This is a genomic window from Prevotella sp. oral taxon 313, from assembly GCF_003043935.1.
Lineage (GTDB): Bacteria > Bacteroidota > Bacteroidia > Bacteroidales > Bacteroidaceae > Prevotella > Prevotella jejuni.
In genome coordinates, this window is record NZ_PYXE01000001.1 from 306930 (window position 1) to 324296 (window position 17367).

Here is a 17367-nt window from a genome sequence, read left to right on the forward strand (position 1 = left end):
AGCTATCATTATTTACTTCTAAGCAATTCATCAACACCCAACACCTATCACCTAACAAATCATCAACACCCAACACTTAACACCTTATAAAATACTATTGTTCTTAGTGAACTCTACAATCTCTTTAATATAGCCAAATGCCATACCAACGACGGTATCAGCTGCACCATAGTATACGGCTACACGCTCGCCATCCTGCAAAGCAGCACATGGGAAGACAACGTTTGGTACATCACCTTGCAACTCGTAGGTGGCAGCTGGGGCTAAAAGATATGGACGAGTACGATAGAGAACCTTCTCAGGATTGTCCTTATCAAGGATAGCTGCACCCATTGAATAGCGGAAACCATTACAGGTGTTGATTACTCCGTGATAGAACAAAAGCCAACCCTCATCGGTCAAGAAAGGAACTGAACCAGCACCAATCTTCGTACACTGCCATGCACTCTCTGGGAATGGAGTCACCTTCATTACGCAACGATGCTCGCCCCAGTACTTCATATCTGGGCTGAAGCTGATATAGATGTCACCGAAAGGAGTGTGACCATTGTCGCTTGGACGACTCAACATCGCATACTTTCCGTTAATCTTCTCTGGGAAGAGGACGCCATTACGGTTGAATGGAAGAAAAGCATTCTCACACTGATAGAACTTCTTGAAGTCGAAGGTGTAAGCAATACCGATTGTTGGTCCGTGATAACCGTTACACCAAGTAATCCAATAACGATCCTCAATCCATGTAACACGTGGGTCATACTTATACTCAGACTCAATCATTTCAGTGTTACCAGCCTCAAACTTAATAGGCTCGTGATTGATTTCCCAGTTGATACCGTCCTTACTGAAACCAGCAAAGATGTTCATCTGTACCGCCTTGTTATCGCAACGGAACACTCCTGCGTAGCCGTCTTCAAAAGGAACAACAGCACTGTTGAAAATACTGTTTGATGTTGGAATATGATAACGATCGATGATTGGGTTCTTTGAATAACGCCACATCACATCTTTGCATCCTTCTGGACGGTCCTCCCAAGGTAGAATATCTTTTAGACTTTTCATTGTAATTATAGTTTTATGCTTTCAGTCTTATATATGTATTTATACAATAATTACAAGCAAAGTTAGCTTTTTACTTCAACAAACACTAAGTTTTTATTATTCGTTAAATAGGAAAAACACTTCTTAACAAGAACTGTTAAAAATATGTTATTTAACCAACCGAACTTATTATTAAAATAGCCGTAATTATCGTTTAACCCAGTTCTGCACTTCCAATCCTTCTATACGTGCAAGGTGTTTTACATTCTCTGTTGCCACTGGAATCCCCAACGTAAGTGCCGTAGAGGCAATATAAAGGTCATTATCTTCTATCATTTGTCCCTTTCTTCGCAATACTGCTTTCTGACGACAGAACTCTTCGATACAAACAGAGAAAGGGATTATCTCAAGTTGGTTGAGCAAGTCTTTCAAAAGAGTACGGTTCTTTTCTGGATATGCACTACATTCTGCTCCATAAAGCAACTCGACAATAGAAATCTCAGACACACAACAGTTGCGCCACCCTATTTCCAAGATGTGCTGCCGTACACTTTCATTCTTACGTAGGAGATGAATTAGAACATTGCTATCAAGCAAAACCTGACCATGTTGGCTCTTACTTTTCATACGCCTTCAAAGCTAATTGGTTCACTTGAACTGGAATTCTGCTTGATGATACCCATCAATTCTTCAGCAGTTTCGTTTCCTTCCCACTTCCCAAAAAACTTATTAAGCATTTCTTCTGTATAGGCTTCGTCGGACATTTCCTTGCGTTCTTCCTCAAGTACAGAGTTAGTAAGTTTCACAGCTAAGCCCAACCGAATGTTCTTACTCATCGAACGCAATGCGTTCCAATACATGCGTATCGTATTGTTCTCGATGTTTGTCATTGTGCCTGCCATAATTATACCTCCTGTTTATATTTTTCTGCAAAAATAATGCAAACGAGAGCAAAGAAAGCTTGCTTTCAATTTGCCGAGTGCAGCTTATTTTCTGCAAATATAACGTTTTCCAATGACAACTCCAAATCTACATCTTGGTTTTCACATTCTTATTGCAACTAATAATAGGCGGAAGGAGCATTACACTATTACCCTCACTACATAAGAGAATAACGGACTTAAAACCAACAATATTTTTATTTTCAGTTTGCTGTCATTTTAACATTTGGACAGAAAAGCCTGTAAACTAATCTGTTATGTCTTCAATCAGAGTGACAGAAATGACAGGAAAATTATTATTAGAATCGTGTTCCACATTTGAAAAGTCTAAGGAGGAATGGATATTTCTCTCTAAATATAATGGATCTATAACAAATCGTTTGGGTAATTATAGAAAACTCAGATAAAATTATTACCTTTGTTTTATGAATAGTATCGAGATATTTATACAGGCTTTAGGCCTATCAGAAGCAACTTGTTAAAAGGAGGGCAAAGGGATTTGTAAATGCAGAAAACTTTAAGTATATGGTCTATTTCATAACAGGGGATCTTAGGTGTAGATATTTCTATCTACAAAAAACAATATTAAGATGAAAAAAATATTCACTTTAGATCTTGATGGACTCACAATGATCCCATCAGAAGAAGCTGCCCAAATGATAGGCGGAGGCGGAGGCTCAAATGGTACACAACCTTCACCTACATTACCGCCAACAACTGGTTGGACGGTTACCCCTTTTGGTTCGGTGAACACGATGAAAGGGGAAGGAACACTGGGTATAGGTCTCTCGAAAGGGAACTCAAAAATGGACATGTCTCTTGATAGCAACAAAGGAAACTTTCCAAACGCAGGTTTCGGATTTACACAAGGATTTAATCATTTTTATGGAGGAGAAAAGGTAAACACAGATGGAAGTTTTTCTCTTGTTGGTGGGTATAAGAATGGTAACTTTAAAGCAGAACATAGTGAAAACTTAAAAAATTGAGAGTATACTGGTAGTAAAACAAGCGGCAGTGTAACTGTTGGTGCTACAACAATTACCAGAAGTATTACCACAGATAAGCATGGCACTCCTACAGGTTTTGCAGTAGGAATTACAGTTGATATTAACAAGTAGAATTATGTAATATAAACATAGGATATGAAATATTTACGCCTATTTATTTTATTGACCACTCTTGCATTATCTCGACCGAGCCTCGCACAATTGCAAAAACAAGCACAATTAAGTCGATTTTTCGATGCTTTAAATTCTGGCCGATTTTCAGAGTTGGGGCAAATATATGCCCCAACGGATTCAGTGGCCCCTTCCGTCAAGTTAGCAATTCAAGCTTTTACAGAGGTAGGTAAGAATCGCTATGATTTGGCAATTGATCTGTTGTGTAAAAACCTTAGGACTAATTGGAGATTGTATGGTGATGAAGCACTGTCGTTTTCAAACCTTTTGATGAATTTGTATGTTGCTGAAAGGAGGTATGATGATGCAGAATGTCAGTATGATTGGCTGAAGAATACCTATGCACCTGCTCAGCTACAATATTATCAGAACCTAACACTTAATAACGCGGTTAGCAAATGTATCGAAGAAACATATAAGTTCTTAGAAGAAAATCGTAAGATACCACAAATGCGCATCGTATGCAAGGGTGAGCCTAAGCCAATAAAGTTCATCCTTGACAGTCATATTAAAACGCGTTTGAAAATCAATCAGACTTCGGAAATGTTTTTATGGGATACTGGGTCAGAGGGCGCTTTGCTAATACCTCATAGATATGCAGATGCCTTAGGTCTTGATTACAGAAATAAGAGCGTTAATTCTAAGGACGCACAGGATCCGCTTATTATTGTAGATTCTCTAATAATTGGCAATTTCACCCTTTACAATGTTCCGGCTTTTATTCATGATATGGTAAATCCTATTCCAGCCTTGTATGACCGTCGTGCATCTGAAAAAGAACTTCATGATGCTTTAATGGTGTATGAGGCCTCGAATATTCCCATAATAGGGTTGCCAGTCATTAAGCATTTGGAGAAGCTAGGGATAGACTGGAAAAATAATTGCTTCTTCTTTCCCAAGAAGACCTTACCGGCCCCTACCTTGCAAGAACAAATGTTTGTTACCGGTGTCAAGTATTCAAAGTTGATAACACCATTTTCCATAAATTCTGTAAGGGCATTAGCAATGATTGACATAGGCAGTACAACCTTTGCAGATATGCATAAAAATTTGGTAAACGCTTATCCCAAGCGGTTTTCTACAATAAAAGATGTAAATGCTCATTCCTATAGCCTTACTTTGTATGGGGTGAGTGATACGACAAATGTGTTCTTAGTAAAACCTTCTTTAACTTATGCCAATCAATTACTGTTGCCTAAGGAAAGATTAAAAGTAATAGGCTATAGAGATGAAGACCAAGATATGAAATCCTGGGATGTACAATTGGGATACCCTTTTTTCAAATCCTTGGGAGAAGTAATGGTGTTAGATTTTAAAGAGATGAAATTAAAGATCTGGAGAAAAAGTGATGCTATTCACTTGCACTAAAGAATAAAAGTTTTCGAGTGGAATTTAAATAAGTTATAAATAAAGAGTATGAAGAAATTTAGCTTACTAACATTAGGGTTGTTGGCTTTATGTACAATTTCCACGATGGCACAAAGCTATCAATCTAAAATGGAACGATATGGTGGGCTCATCACTGAGGGAAGATTTTTGGAAGCGTGTCAGCTGTTCACTGACACAGATTCAGTTTCACCTTTTATCAAACTTCATAAGCAAATACTGGCAGCAATCGCCCAAAATCAAAATCGTTTGGCAATCAGCTTGATAGATGAAAATTTAAGGTATAACTGGATGGCATATGGTGCTGATGTGTTGTATCTTTCTCGTGAACTCCTAAACCTCTGTAAGGCAGAAGGAATGCATGATAAGGCTGCATCGCATGTAGAATGGCTGAAACGAGAATATTATATTTCCCAAAAGGCTTATTATAATGATGCGGAATATAATAAATCGGTTGAAAAGCTAATCTCAAGCGGAGAACAACGCCTAAGAGAGCGGAACTTATTACCGCCAGTACATGCAATTCGCAAAGGTAAAAGCCAAACCATCAAGTTTACTGCAGTGCCACTTCTCAAGACACCGATTAAAGTCAACGACAAATCTTTAGAAGGCTTATGGATGACTGCGACACCTTATCCAATGATAATAACGCATCAGGTTGCTAAGCAATTGGGATTGGTGGTGGGTGCGGATAGTGTAGCAGGTTTCCCTGTTGTTTACTTAGATTCTATTCGTATTGGCAGTATTCTATTTAAGAATGTACCTGCGTTAGTTTCGAAGGTTGCCACCCCTATAAAAGGCATTGATAAGCATAAGTTGTCAAAGAAAGAGGCAAAAAGAATAAAGGAGATTTATGCTGAAGCAAATAAACCAAAGATAGGACTTCCTATTATCAGGCAGTTAGAAACGATAGCGATAGACTGGAAACGGCAGGAGATTAGTTTTCCTGTAGATAGTCTTCCAAATGCAGATGTAGAAGAAAAAATGTATTTTGCATATGTCGATTATCCTTATTTGTTTATGCCAATTACGATAAGTAAAAAAACAGCTATTGGAAAGATAAGTACAGGTGATGTTGTTTATATTAAGATGTGTGACAAGTTCTATAAGAAGCACCAGTTTCCATCGGAAAATTGGAATAAAAGCATGTATGTAACAACTGATGGTAATGCTGTTTCTATTCCGAATTTAATATTAAAATCACCTTCATTGACTATTAATGGTAGGCCAATAGATACAAAGGAAAAAATAGACATTGTACCAGAAACAACAACTAGCTATGATGTTCTATTAGGCTTGACTTTCTTCCAATCAATAGGACAAACTATAGTCTTTGACTTTAAGCAGATGAAGATAAAAGGTTGGAAAGAAGGAATATCTGCCAAATAGAGTATTTTAGATAAATCATAAAAGATGGAGTCAACCAAAGCGATTACTGTTAGCGCAAGTTCAACATAGAACTACAATTGCATATTAAAGACTGTTACGAGCATATCAATCCTCTTGGCATTACAGCTCCTGTCCTTGTTAGTCAGAAAGGTACAGTTTTCACCGTGCAACGTATCAACGTAATACTCAAAGAACTCAAACAGAGGTACAGACTGAAAATAAAACATTTCAGCTGCCATAGTTTGAGAAAGACATTTGGAAGATAAGTTTATAACATGAATAGTGACAATGCAGAACTGGCACTAATCAAGCTAATGGAGCTTTTCAACCATTCATCTGTAGCTATTACCAAACGCTATCTTGGATTACGTAAGGAAGAAATCTTGGAAACCTACGACTGTCTTACATTCTAAGCAATGACATTTTTCAGAGAATAATTCTTTTATACACCCTATACTAAAAATGTCATCACATACTGAATAATAAACAAAACACTCTTAAATTAGAGAAATTACTCTGTTACACAAACTTTTTGCAAGAAAGAAACATTTAATAAGAAAATTTATCTATCTTTGCAGTGGACTTTCAGTACATCTGTGTGCAGATATGCGTTACAAAGAGTTCAACTTTTAAAAAGAGCGTTTGCTTTAATTATCCTTCCTCTGAAACGTGGAAAATTTCAATACTGCAAGGATGATGACAGCAAGGCTCACGCTTGGGATTATTGTACCCTTACCAATGGGAATAATATACCTCAATGCGTGGGCTATTGTTGATTATCTGCAGTAGGTACTTTCCACGACCACAGAGGAGATAACAGCAATAGTTCCCACGCTTTTTCCATTTACCTAAATAGTAACCGCTTACTTCTGGGAAACAGTTGGCAAGAAACTTTTTCTTATGAATAAGATATGTTTTCAAATTGGTAGTACAGGAAAAGAAATTGAATTTTCTGTAGAATGGGAGTTACCAAAAGAAAGAATTAAAGCAGAAACAGCTATAGCATTGAGTATTCAGCAGTTCTTAAGTAATATAAACAAATGTAAACCTACAAACATTTGCTTTAAGGATAAAGATGGTAATATTATTGCTGATAGAATGGAATTAGATAAATATATGAGTTTAAATTATAATGAAAAATAGGGTTATAAGAGATATAATATTGGTTACACTATTAGGTATTACTTATTATAAGTTCTGGTCAAAATTTCAATTCTACATTAGAGCCAAATTTACAACAATGATGATATTTCCTTTGCCAAGTTTGTAAATGGAAAGAATCAGCAGATAACCCCTTTACAGATATTCACCTTTTATAATGCCATAGCCAATAATGGTAAGATGGTAAAGCCTACTTTTCATAAGAGGGATACCACTATTATAAAAGAACAACTTGCGAGTAAAAAAAACATTGCCATCATTCAGCAATTACTTGTGCAGAAAGTAAAAGATGGTCTTGCACATCAAGCACACTCTAATAAAGTGAGCATCGCTGGTGAACAAGGAGCTGTCGCTGCAAAAGACGATAGAGATAACACAGTTTACTGCTTACAGTTCTGTGGCTACTATCCATCAGACAATCCACAATACAGCATCATCGTTTCTTTGAATAAGAAAGGATTACCAGCAAGTAGTGGAATGGCAGGAGAAATAACAAAACAAATAGTAGAAACAAACAACTTTTTTTGATAGTATAAATATCTATTTAATAAACCCTAAGTGGATTGATTCCACTAAATTTCATAGTTTTCTTGAGATATTAAAGGTAAAAACAATAATCAGTTTTATAAACGAGGAAGATTGCACTAAAAATTTACTGCCCAAATATACAGCAATAAAAGTTCTTGATTTCGCTAAGACTCCATTAAGGATGTATGGTAATAACTTTGAGTATAACAAAAAAATAGTTGATGAGTTCTTACAGCAGGCCGTATATGAGTTTATTAGCCCATTCTCCAAATTAGCGAAAGATACTAAAGGGAAGATTTCAATATGCAAAGTAAACGATGCATATAAGCAAAGCACATTTAATAACCCTATCTACAATATTGAAAAACTTAATGATCCTAATATGTTGATTCTTTATAATAGTTATAAAAATGAGCATCCTTTGTATCGTGCTGTAGCAAGATTCAAAAGATATGCTTTTAGCATACTTGACAAATATTGTCCACAATTTGATTATAAACATAGAATCGCATTCGTCAGTTTTGATGAGTTCTTATTTTCTAATAGTGTATTCTCTTCTAATAGTGTATTCTCTAATAGTGTAGGAAATTCAGATTATTTATTCAGGACAAGGTATTATTCTATATATTCAGCAAATAAAATAGATGATTTATTCTGTCCAATGCTTGTTTATCTAAATCTGAAGGCAAATCAAACCCACTATAAAGAACAAACACTACAAGAACTTTTCTTGCGGGATGGTGCGAAACGAGCTATGGAGAAATTTGTTATTGAAAGCCGTGATGCAGAATTACTAAGCAAAAGTTGTAGTTATGATTGCGATGATTCTAACGATTGGGGACAAGAGGGTGAGTTAGAATATATATATGAGAATGGCGGAGATTGGATATTAGATTAACAAATAATATAAAATATATGAAAAAGATAGAAACGCAAGAAGGTGTTTACATCATTCAAGAGAGGGAACACTATGGCATCATCAACGAAAATAATACCATAATAATTCCTTGCATATATGAGTCTATAGAATATATTCCTACTGACAACATATATCTCATAAGACTAAATAAAAAGTATGGTGTTCTAAATACCAATTTTAAGACTATAGTTCCACCTGTTTACTCTGGATTATACCTATGGGGGAAAAAGTTTATTGCAATCATTGCTGATGGACTTTCTGAAAACTTCAACTGGCTTTGGGTTTATCAAAAAAGAAAAAGTCACAACGCTTTTTATAATCCTAAATATTCACTGTTAAATAAAGATGGACAAGAAATCTTCCATCCACGCTATGACGCAATTACACCTATTGACGAATCATTTGCTACAGTAACACTTGGAGATTATATCGGCTTGATAAATAGTTGTGGAATAGAAATTATCCCTCCTATATATGATATGGAGAAAGATTCTATGATAGAAAAAATAGCAAATGGAATCGAAGAACTAAAGGGTAGAATTCATAATAAAAGCAATAGATATTATCGCTGGGAACTTACCGATGGAAAAATAAGAGAAAAGAGAATATTTTGTTTTTCCCAAGGGAATACTTTATACGTCATGGATGAAGAAGGTACTGTTTTTGGTAGTCAACAATACTTAATCATCCCAAGGTTTGATAAGACTGATATTATTTGTAATAAAGACATCATAGATTTGTTAAGTAACAATGAAACAGAAAAAATACGCGCACAGGATTTTGATTTTAGCAACATAGAACTATTCCGATAAGGGTATTCCAATTAATAGGGTTGTTTGCACCATTTGAGCAATCATTTGGTACTTTTAATTTTATTCTCTTGCCTCTCTCAAAAGAAAAGACTATATTTGCAATATAAACAAAAATATAGGAGGATATGTAATGAATACAGATAGTACACTGACAGACACCTATTCCTTGGAAATACCCAAGGCTGATACATCGTTATTAAAGTCGCTCGTAAAGCGTATGGGGTGGACGATACATAAAACCACAACTAAGCACACCGCTTACGAACAGGCACTTAATGACAAAGAACAAGGACGTGTCAATGAGTATGCCAGTGCAGACGAATTGTTTTCCAAATTAGGCATCTGATGGCATATAAGCTCTTGACAACACACCAGTTTGAGAAAGACCTCAAACGATGCAAGAAGCGTGGGTTGCCAATGGATAAACTCAAAGAGATTATCAACGAATTGGTTACTAACGGTAGAGTTCCTGCCCAATTCAAACCTCACATGTTACATGGTAATAGGGATGGGCAATGGGAATGCCATATACAACCTGACTGGTTGCTTATATGGGAGCAGAATAATACAGAGTTGACCTTACTCATGATGAATACAGGAACACACGCTGATTTATTTGGCAAGAAGAAACGATAAAACCAAGTGATAAATCATTTCGTACTATTGTACTCACTTTTTGCTTTACCTATTTATATAAATAAGACAACTATGAAATTGAAGATTAATCTACTACTCATTGCGCTCACCTTGTCGCTATCTGCAAATGCACAAGAAATGAAGGAACAGGATGTTTTTAAGCACACAGCAATCGACACAACGCAGCTGATTGTTTCTTATGACCTAACCGTTAAATATGACCTATCAGGACAGAATAATCCTGACAATGAAAAAGTATATACTTACATCGGACGTAAGGTGTGCCAAAGTTTTGTGGAGAGCGAGCATAATGCCGACCTGCGCATGGCTAAAGCCTTTCTACGTAATGGGAAGCGTGGCTCAAGAGCATCTATGAAACTCGTCGCTAACATTGGTGAAACCTATATTGGCTATCCAAAGGGAAAGACAACAGTTATTTACAATATGGACGGGGCTGGCTCTTACCTTTATCAAGAAGCTACTCCGAAGATGCAATGGAAGATTACAACCGAGCATAAAACGCTTTTAGACTACGATTGTACAGCCGCAACCTGTTCTTATCGTGGAAGAAATTATAAGGTATGGTTCACTACCAAGATTCCGCTTTCCTATGGTCCGTGGAAGTTTACAGGACTGCCTGGCTTGGTTATGGAGGCTGAAACCGAAGAGGGAGATTATCATTGGACGGTTACTGGCATAGAAAAGCCTAAGACAGCAACGCCTATCTATTTCCTTGACAGGAACTATGTAAAGACTTCTCGTGAGAACACACGAAAGCAAGAGAGGCTCTTGCTGAAAGATCCTGCAGGCTACCTTGAGAGTTATGGTTACAACTTCACTACAACTAATTTCAATGGACAAGTTGTGAAACTAACGCTCTTTACATTCGACAATCCTTTGGAACGAGAATGATAAGACGCCTACTTATCTTACTATCGTTTATCGGCTTATTGTCTATAAACAGTATGGCTCAGAATAGTCAGGGAGACTCTCTGACTATTACTGGGCGTGTGGTTGATAATAAACATCAACCTATGGATGGTTGTATTCTAACCATCATACAAGAGAAGGACTCTTCCATTCTTGCGAGTAGCGTGACCGATGATGGCGGCAGATATTCTATCAGTTACCCAAAGACCACAGACAACCTTCTTTTAAGCCTGACAGGATTCAATATAAAACGGCAGGTGAAGCGGATAACCCCTATAAGTCAAACCGTTAACTTCAATGCTGTCTACGAGAGTATCACACTGAAAGAAGTGGAGATAAAGGCAAGAAAGCTATGGGGAAGTAGGGACACACTGAACTACTTGGTCTCTGCCTATATGAAAGGACAGGACAGAACCATTGGTGACATTCTCAAACAGCTGCCAGGTATCACGTTAGAAGGTGGCATGGTGAAGTATCAAGGTGTACCTATCAATCATTTCTATATTGAGAACATGGATATGTTTGCGGGCAAATATAGCATCGCAACGAATGGTATTAAGGCTGAGGATGTCAGTACGGTGCAGGTGATGGAAAACCATGAACACATCAAGGCATTGCAGGATCAGATACCACCTGAATCGGCAGCTATCAACTTAAGGCTAAAGAAGAAAGCAAAGGGCAGATGGCTAAAAACCATAGACTTAGGGGTAGGCTTCGATTCCAACGGTTTACTGAGAGATATCAATGCTGCCCTTATGTACTTTGCACAAAGACAACAGCACGTTTTCTATTACGAAACAGATAATATCGGTTCAAGTGTCAACTGGCTTAAGTCGTACTATGGAGAGCATAATATTAGACCCTCCAACCTTACTTCTATTATCTTTCCAGGCTCTTCTCCTGTCGGAAAGAGTCTACGTAACAATCAACATAACCTCTGTTTCAGTAATCTCAACAAACTGAGTGAGACGGCGGAAATAAAGTATAACATTACTTACAGGCACGATATCCAACGGCAAAGTAGCTATTCACAAACCACTTACCTACTCCCCGACGCAAGTACTCGTATGATATCAGAAGATATATCAGCCCGTAACACAACGAATGCGACCACAGTGCAGTTGCATCTTGAGGATAATGGCAATAAGACTTATCTTAAGAACACACTTGACTTAGCAGGGAATTGGAGCGATGACAACGGACTGGTTGTAGCTAACAAGGCCAGTTTTCTGCAGCATGCCTTTAACAGGAACTTAGGACTGAACAATCATACAGAATGGATCCAACGTACAACCAATGGCGGAGGTTTCTATCTAAAGACAACCAACTTTGTACAGACAAATCCACAAGCACTCGCCATTGAAGGGGATATGCAGGCAAGACAAGATGTAAGACTCTCAAACATGGGAAGTTACAACAGTCTTACCTTAATAAGAAACATCCGAAAACACAATTGGACCATTGCGCCTTCCGCAGAGTTTGATATTGAATATGTGAGACTGAGAAGTCTATTAAACGATACAGCTGTGATGATGGCGACGAGCGGAGACATGGGTTACTTGCAGATGAAAAGCAACTTGGGAGCCAACCTACAATATGTCAAAAACACGTTCCGTCTATCGTTCAATCTACCTTTATCACTCAACTACACGAAGGTGGATAACGAACCGATAGCTAACGAAACGACGACGGGAAAGCGCATGACCCTACTCTTCTCGCCTTCTTTTACAATGCTTTGGAAAGCAACAGACAATTGGACGCTTTCTGCAGGAGGGAGTTATGGTATGTATCCTACGAACTGGAGAAACCTAATGACTGCTTATCTGATGAGCAACTATAGGACATTGAACCGCTACAAAGTAAACCTATCCGAAAACAAATCGGCTACTATACATGGGAAGATACACTACAAGAATATCCCTCATCAGTTCTTTGCCTATCTCTCTGGGGCGGTTAGTTGTTCATGGAGTGACATCCTCTATGGTACGACAATAGACCAGAATGCACATACACTATTGCAAGCTGAATATGCTCCAAACCATAGTAACAATTACTCAATAACGATAAGCACAAGAAAGGAAATCGCTTGGCACGATACGAGTATTGGCGCAACAGCTGAATACTCCACTAACACAAGTAAGATACTACGCCAGTCTGTCATCACCAACTATCAGTTTAATAGCTTCTTTATCTCTGCTAACCTTGCCTTTAATCTTATCAAGTATATCCGATTGACAGATAACTACAGGTGGACTATCTCCCAATCAAAGGCAGGTAACTACATAAATACTATTCGCAACGTCAGCAATGAGACGTCTCTTGACGTGACTTTCCTCCCTGATAGACTACTGTTGAATACGACCTTACAATACACACATAACAGTGGTTTTACCGATAGAAAGGACTATACCTTTATGACTCTTAGCATCACCTTCAAGCCAAGTAAGAAGGTGCAACTCGTTCTTAACTTCGATAACATCCTCAATACGGACACCTTTGTCTATCGTTCTAATAGCAACCTCACCGAAGGCTACACCCTCTACCAGCTCCGTCCAAGATGTGTGATGCTTACTACTCACTTTGCTTTATGATATATGATGCAAGCGTGCCTATCCCTTTCTTGACAAGAATAGGAGAATACTGTCAACCTCGAATATTGTTTTTTGGAACTTCCGAAATATAGAGTGATAATCTAAAACTCTTACATAATAAGGCACACAGAGGCACGGAGTGGAAGGAGAAGAGCGCTATGTCAGGGAGGTGCCAATGGCACAAAGAGCGACAGAGGTGTAGCATACAGATTCTTGACATCATTTGAGATAAATGCTTTGGGCATAGAATCTCAAATAAAACTGGCAAATAACCTCCGTTGCTCTACGCACCGACGGTGCCTCTGTGACTACCATTACTTTGTATGTAATAATCCTCCGTCTTCTCCTTTTCTCTGTGTGACGTTTCTTATAAGTCCTAAACTCAGGTGGTCCTTATCACTCCAAATCCCCGAAGATATTGATTTCTCTCTATTAAACCACCCCTACTTATTTCCTAAGATATTATCAAGAACGGGATATATCTCCGCTTCTCTCTCGTATGGATAAAGCTTGAAGCGGGTGTTGCCATTCAACATTGCAGAGACATTAGCTTTGCTTTTATCATAGAAGATGTGCACTGGGATATTACGAGCCTCAGCGTATGCCAGTTCATAACCGACGCCATGAGAGGGGTTCGTACACTCTGCTATCAACACATCAGACGCCCTAATCCACTCTGTATCACGCTCATATATATGCACATCATCCTCTTTTGTACGTGTCTTCACGCTTAGGTTTCCTAAACCGATGTGCTCCGTAAGTACTATATCGGTCTTGTTGATATAGTCTATCATCCGCTTATACACTGCAGCATCCTCTCTACCGCCACGGATAGAACCTGCGAAATATACCGTCTTCTTCATTCTGTAACACTTTCTTTGGTAACTAATCAACGAAAATGAAGAGAAATCGAAGCTGACATAAACAAACTGATAATGAGGAATGAACGGAACGATTTGCGTAGAAATGCTCTTTTCAAAAAGGGCAGAATTCACCGATTATATCTTACTACATTACTACAATAGGAGTTAAAGCGGTGAAAGAAAAAGGATTAACGTGTAGTAAAATACCCGAAACAATGGTACTACGCAGTAACTACATCTGCCCTTCTTCTTTCACCGCTTGATTACGATTAAAAAGGAAATTATATGCTGTTTGTTATTTGCCTGCCAATCCTCTGAAGCACGCTTTCATTGCTTACAAGTATGGAGGCTGTACCCGTCATTCCACTGATAATTTTATACTTGCAATCTGTTACTTTTACCTGTGCTGTGAACACGTTGCCTGCTGCCGTTTGTCGGGGCGTATGCATTGTGGCTGTTATCATGCCATTGGCTGCACCATACATTTCTGTATTGTATCCCTCCAACTCGATGCTAACGTTCTTTCCTTTTTTTACAGTATTCACGTATTTATAAGGAATATCTACTGTGCCTTGTTGCCTGTTGGTCATCTCAATTCTTGCGCTGATGGTTTCGGGATAAGGTATAAAATATGCACCTACTAACAGTACTAATAACACAATGGTGATGATTGTGATACCATATCGTACAATTCTTGATGGTATCTCGCCGATGATATGCCTTATCTTCTCGCTGCGGAGTTCTATCTTGTCGTCTGCCATAGTTGTCTTTCCTTTACGTTAGTTGCCTAACTCCAATTGATTCTTTACAAGATTGTAGTATGCACCACGCTTTGCCGTGAGTTCCTCGTGGTTGCCGATCTCGACCACCTTGCCTTTATCCAGTACCACTATCTGGTCGGCATTCTTCACCGTACTTAATCTGTGAGCCACTATAACTACCGTCTTGCCTTTGTAGAACTCGTCCAGATGTTCCACAATCATACGTTCGTTGTTAGCATCAAGCGAGTTGGTGGCTTCGTCAAGGAAAATATAGTTGGGGTTCTTATAGACGGCTCTCGCTATCAATATACGCTGTTTCTGCCCTTGGCTCAAGCCCACACCATCGCGACCTATCTTAGTATTATACTTTAATGGCAGCCCCATCACATAATCGTGAATACAGGCTATCTCTGCAGCTGTCTGCAATCGCTGTTTGTCTATCTCCTTATCGTCTACGGCTATATTGCGTGCTATTGACTCAGAGAATATCACGCCGTCCTGCATAACCACGCCACATTGTCTGCGCCACCACTTCTTATTGAGCGTGTTTACATCTGTTCCTCCAATATTGATTTGTCCGCCCAGCACAGGATAATAGCCCAGCATGAGTTTGATAAGGGTGGTTTTTCCGCTACCCGACGCACCTACAATAGCTGTTACCTTGCCTTTGGGGATTGTGAGGCTAACATTATCTATAATAGTTTTCAGTGCATGCGGGTCGTATTTGAAGTTTACGTTTTCAAGGTCTATGCCCTTATCCTCTTCTTTCACAGAGGTTTCCAATCCTTGCTTTCCGTTCTCATCGTCCATACGGTGGATTTCGTTGATACGTTCAAGGCTTATCTTTACATCCTGTACAGAGTAGAAGAAACTCATCAACTGTTCCACTGGCGAATTGAGCTGTCCAATAATGTACTGCACGGCAAGCATCATACCCAGTGTTAGTTGTCCGTGAATAACAGCAGTTGCTGCCACCACTGTGATGACGATGTTCTTTAGTTCGTTGATGAAGATGCTGCCTGCCTCCTGTGTCTGCTGGAGTTTCAGCGATTTCATCTGCACTCCAAAGAGGTCTGCCTGCACGTCCTCCCATTCCCAGCGTCTGCGCTGCTCGCAGTCTTGGAGCTTTATCTCCTGCATGGAGGTGATAAACTCGTAAGTCTTGTTGTTGTTGATGGCTTGCTGCTCAAAGAGTTCGTAGTCGAGTACCTTTCTGCGTCTTAGGAAGAGCGCAAGCCAACCGCCATAAAGCAGACTGCCGAGCATGAAAATGGCGAAGACAAGCCAGTTATAGGATAGCAATACAATGCTGAACACCACAAAGGTGAAAAGCGAGAACACAATACTGAGCGTTTGTTGTGTCAGAAACGAGTTTACACGGCTATGGTCGCCCATACGCTGCATAAGGTCGCCCATTAGTTTGGTATCAAAGAACGACATTGGCAACTTTAAAAGCTTAATGAAGAAATCACTCACCAACGAAATGTTTATACGCAATGAGATATGGAGCAACAGCCAACGGCGGATAAAATCGATGGCAGTTCTACTAATGGTAAGCATCAGCTGTCCAAGGAGTATCAGCCATATAAAGCCAATGTTTTGGTTTTTAATGCCCACATCCACGATAGATTGTGTGAGGAAAGGCAGAATAAGCTGCAATAGGCTGCCAACGAGCAAGCCTAAAACAATTTGACCGAAGTACTTGCGATATTGCTTAATGTAACCAAAGAGGAACTGGAAAGACCTTGGGCTGCCGTCCTCTTCCTCATTGTCCACCTTATGCGAGTAGAACTCCAGTGTGGGCTCGAGAAACATCGCTATACCTTTCTCTTCTCCTTGAGAAGCAGTGCTTACCCAGTGTTTCCCGAACTCCTCAAGATTATATTTCACGAGTCCCTTGCCAGGGTCAGCCACATAAAAGATACGCCCTTTCCTCACCTTGTAGAGCACGACAAAGTGATTCTGATTCCAATGGAGGACGCAAGGAAGAGTAGCCTTGCTCAGAGTATCAAAATCGGTTCTTGCACACATTGTGCGTAGTCCGAGCTTATTTGCAGCTTCATTGACACCCAGCATCGAAACTCCCTCTGATGTCGCAACACAAAGTTTTGACAATGTACGCAATGAGACTTCCCTGCCAAAATGTTTACATACCATTTGCAAGCAGGTGATGCCGCACATCATACTGTCCGACTGAATTATACACTTGAAGCTATCTTTCATGCTAAAGCCTT

General features: G+C 39.0%; 17 protein-coding genes and 1 pseudogene. 12 read left to right on the plus strand and 6 right to left on the minus strand.

Annotation, left to right across the window (positions count from 1 at the left end):
• Positions 1–84: 84 nt before the first annotated feature.
• The 3 genes from AXF23_RS01275 to AXF23_RS01285 all read right to left on the minus strand — a co-directional run bounded on the left by AXF23_RS01275 (position 85) and on the right by AXF23_RS01285 (position 1940).
• On the minus strand, positions 85–1059 hold the full coding sequence (locus AXF23_RS01275; RefSeq protein ID WP_107624028.1) for a glycoside hydrolase family 130 protein: 975 nt from the start codon (positions 1057–1059) through the stop codon (positions 85–87).
• Positions 1060–1245: 186 nt separating this feature from the next.
• Entirely contained in the window at positions 1246–1665 is a 420-nt protein-coding gene (locus tag AXF23_RS01280) for a type II toxin-antitoxin system VapC family toxin (RefSeq protein WP_107624029.1), read from the minus strand.
• Complete coding sequence (locus AXF23_RS01285; protein WP_089366310.1) at positions 1662–1940, minus strand: hypothetical protein; 279 nt, start codon at positions 1938–1940, stop codon at positions 1662–1664. The genes AXF23_RS01280 and AXF23_RS01285 overlap by 4 nt, the downstream gene beginning before the upstream one ends.
• A gap of 629 nt (positions 1941–2569) precedes the next feature.
• Here AXF23_RS01285 and AXF23_RS01295 point away from each other — a divergent pair.
• The 12 genes and pseudogenes from AXF23_RS01295 to AXF23_RS01350 all read left to right on the plus strand — a co-directional run bounded on the left by AXF23_RS01295 (position 2570) and on the right by AXF23_RS01350 (position 13509).
• Entirely contained in the window at positions 2570–2965 is a 396-nt protein-coding gene (locus AXF23_RS01295; RefSeq protein WP_107624031.1) for a hypothetical protein, read from the plus strand.
• A gap of 156 nt (positions 2966–3121) precedes the next feature.
• Positions 3122–4525 (plus strand): retropepsin-like aspartic protease, encoded by a 1404-nt coding sequence (locus AXF23_RS01300; RefSeq protein WP_004381093.1) that lies wholly within the window; start codon positions 3122–3124, stop codon positions 4523–4525.
• A gap of 48 nt (positions 4526–4573) precedes the next feature.
• On the plus strand, positions 4574–5932 hold the full coding sequence (locus AXF23_RS01305; RefSeq protein WP_107624032.1) for a pepsin/retropepsin-like aspartic protease family protein: 1359 nt from the start codon (positions 4574–4576) through the stop codon (positions 5930–5932).
• A gap of 56 nt (positions 5933–5988) precedes the next feature.
• A pseudogene (locus AXF23_RS01310) lies at positions 5989–6345 on the plus strand (tyrosine-type recombinase/integrase); the annotation flags it as partial.
• Positions 6346–6832: 487 nt separating this feature from the next.
• Complete coding sequence (locus tag AXF23_RS01315; RefSeq protein ID WP_107624033.1) at positions 6833–7075, plus strand: hypothetical protein; 243 nt, start codon at positions 6833–6835, stop codon at positions 7073–7075.
• A gap of 105 nt (positions 7076–7180) precedes the next feature.
• Positions 7181–7621 carry a penicillin-binding transpeptidase domain-containing protein gene (locus tag AXF23_RS01320; RefSeq protein ID WP_255413681.1) on the plus strand — a complete coding sequence of 147 codons (441 nt, stop codon included), beginning with the start codon at positions 7181–7183 and terminating at the stop codon, positions 7619–7621.
• Positions 7622–7802: 181 nt separating this feature from the next.
• On the plus strand, positions 7803–8519 hold the full coding sequence (locus AXF23_RS01325; protein WP_107624034.1) for a hypothetical protein: 717 nt from the start codon (positions 7803–7805) through the stop codon (positions 8517–8519).
• A gap of 17 nt (positions 8520–8536) precedes the next feature.
• Complete coding sequence (locus AXF23_RS01330) at positions 8537–9352, plus strand: WG repeat-containing protein (RefSeq protein ID WP_107624035.1); 816 nt, start codon at positions 8537–8539, stop codon at positions 9350–9352.
• 130 nt (positions 9353–9482) lie between these two features.
• Positions 9483–9698, plus strand: coding sequence for a hypothetical protein (locus tag AXF23_RS01335; RefSeq protein ID WP_107624036.1), 216 nt, complete (start codon positions 9483–9485; stop codon positions 9696–9698).
• The gene (locus AXF23_RS01340) at positions 9698–9988 is read left to right on the plus strand and encodes a type II toxin-antitoxin system YafQ family toxin (RefSeq protein WP_107624037.1); all 291 of its coding nucleotides are present in this window, start codon (positions 9698–9700) and stop codon (positions 9986–9988) included. The genes AXF23_RS01335 and AXF23_RS01340 overlap by 1 nt, the downstream gene beginning before the upstream one ends.
• 72 nt (positions 9989–10060) lie before the next feature.
• Positions 10061–10900 (plus strand): GLPGLI family protein, encoded by an 840-nt coding sequence (locus tag AXF23_RS01345; protein ID WP_107624038.1) that lies wholly within the window; start codon positions 10061–10063, stop codon positions 10898–10900.
• On the plus strand, positions 10897–13509 hold the full coding sequence (locus AXF23_RS01350) for a TonB-dependent receptor (protein ID WP_233251213.1): 2613 nt from the start codon (positions 10897–10899) through the stop codon (positions 13507–13509). The genes AXF23_RS01345 and AXF23_RS01350 overlap by 4 nt, the downstream gene beginning before the upstream one ends.
• Before the next feature lie 443 nt (positions 13510–13952).
• On the opposite strand, the gene AXF23_RS01355 is transcribed toward AXF23_RS01350, so the two are convergent.
• The 3 genes from AXF23_RS01355 to AXF23_RS01365 all read right to left on the minus strand — a co-directional run bounded on the left by AXF23_RS01355 (position 13953) and on the right by AXF23_RS01365 (position 17356).
• The gene (locus AXF23_RS01355; protein WP_107625758.1) at positions 13953–14372 is read right to left on the minus strand and encodes a nucleoside 2-deoxyribosyltransferase; all 420 of its coding nucleotides are present in this window, start codon (positions 14370–14372) and stop codon (positions 13953–13955) included.
• A 281-nt stretch (positions 14373–14653) separates the two neighbouring features.
• A complete protein-coding gene (locus AXF23_RS01360) occupies positions 14654–15133 on the minus strand; it encodes an RND family efflux transporter (protein WP_009013044.1) in 480 nt (159 codons plus the stop codon).
• Positions 15134–15151: 18 nt separating this feature from the next.
• Positions 15152–17356, minus strand: a complete 2205-nt coding sequence (locus tag AXF23_RS01365; protein ID WP_009013045.1) for a peptidase domain-containing ABC transporter — start codon at positions 17354–17356, stop codon at positions 15152–15154.
• Positions 17357–17367 lie beyond the last annotated feature (11 nt).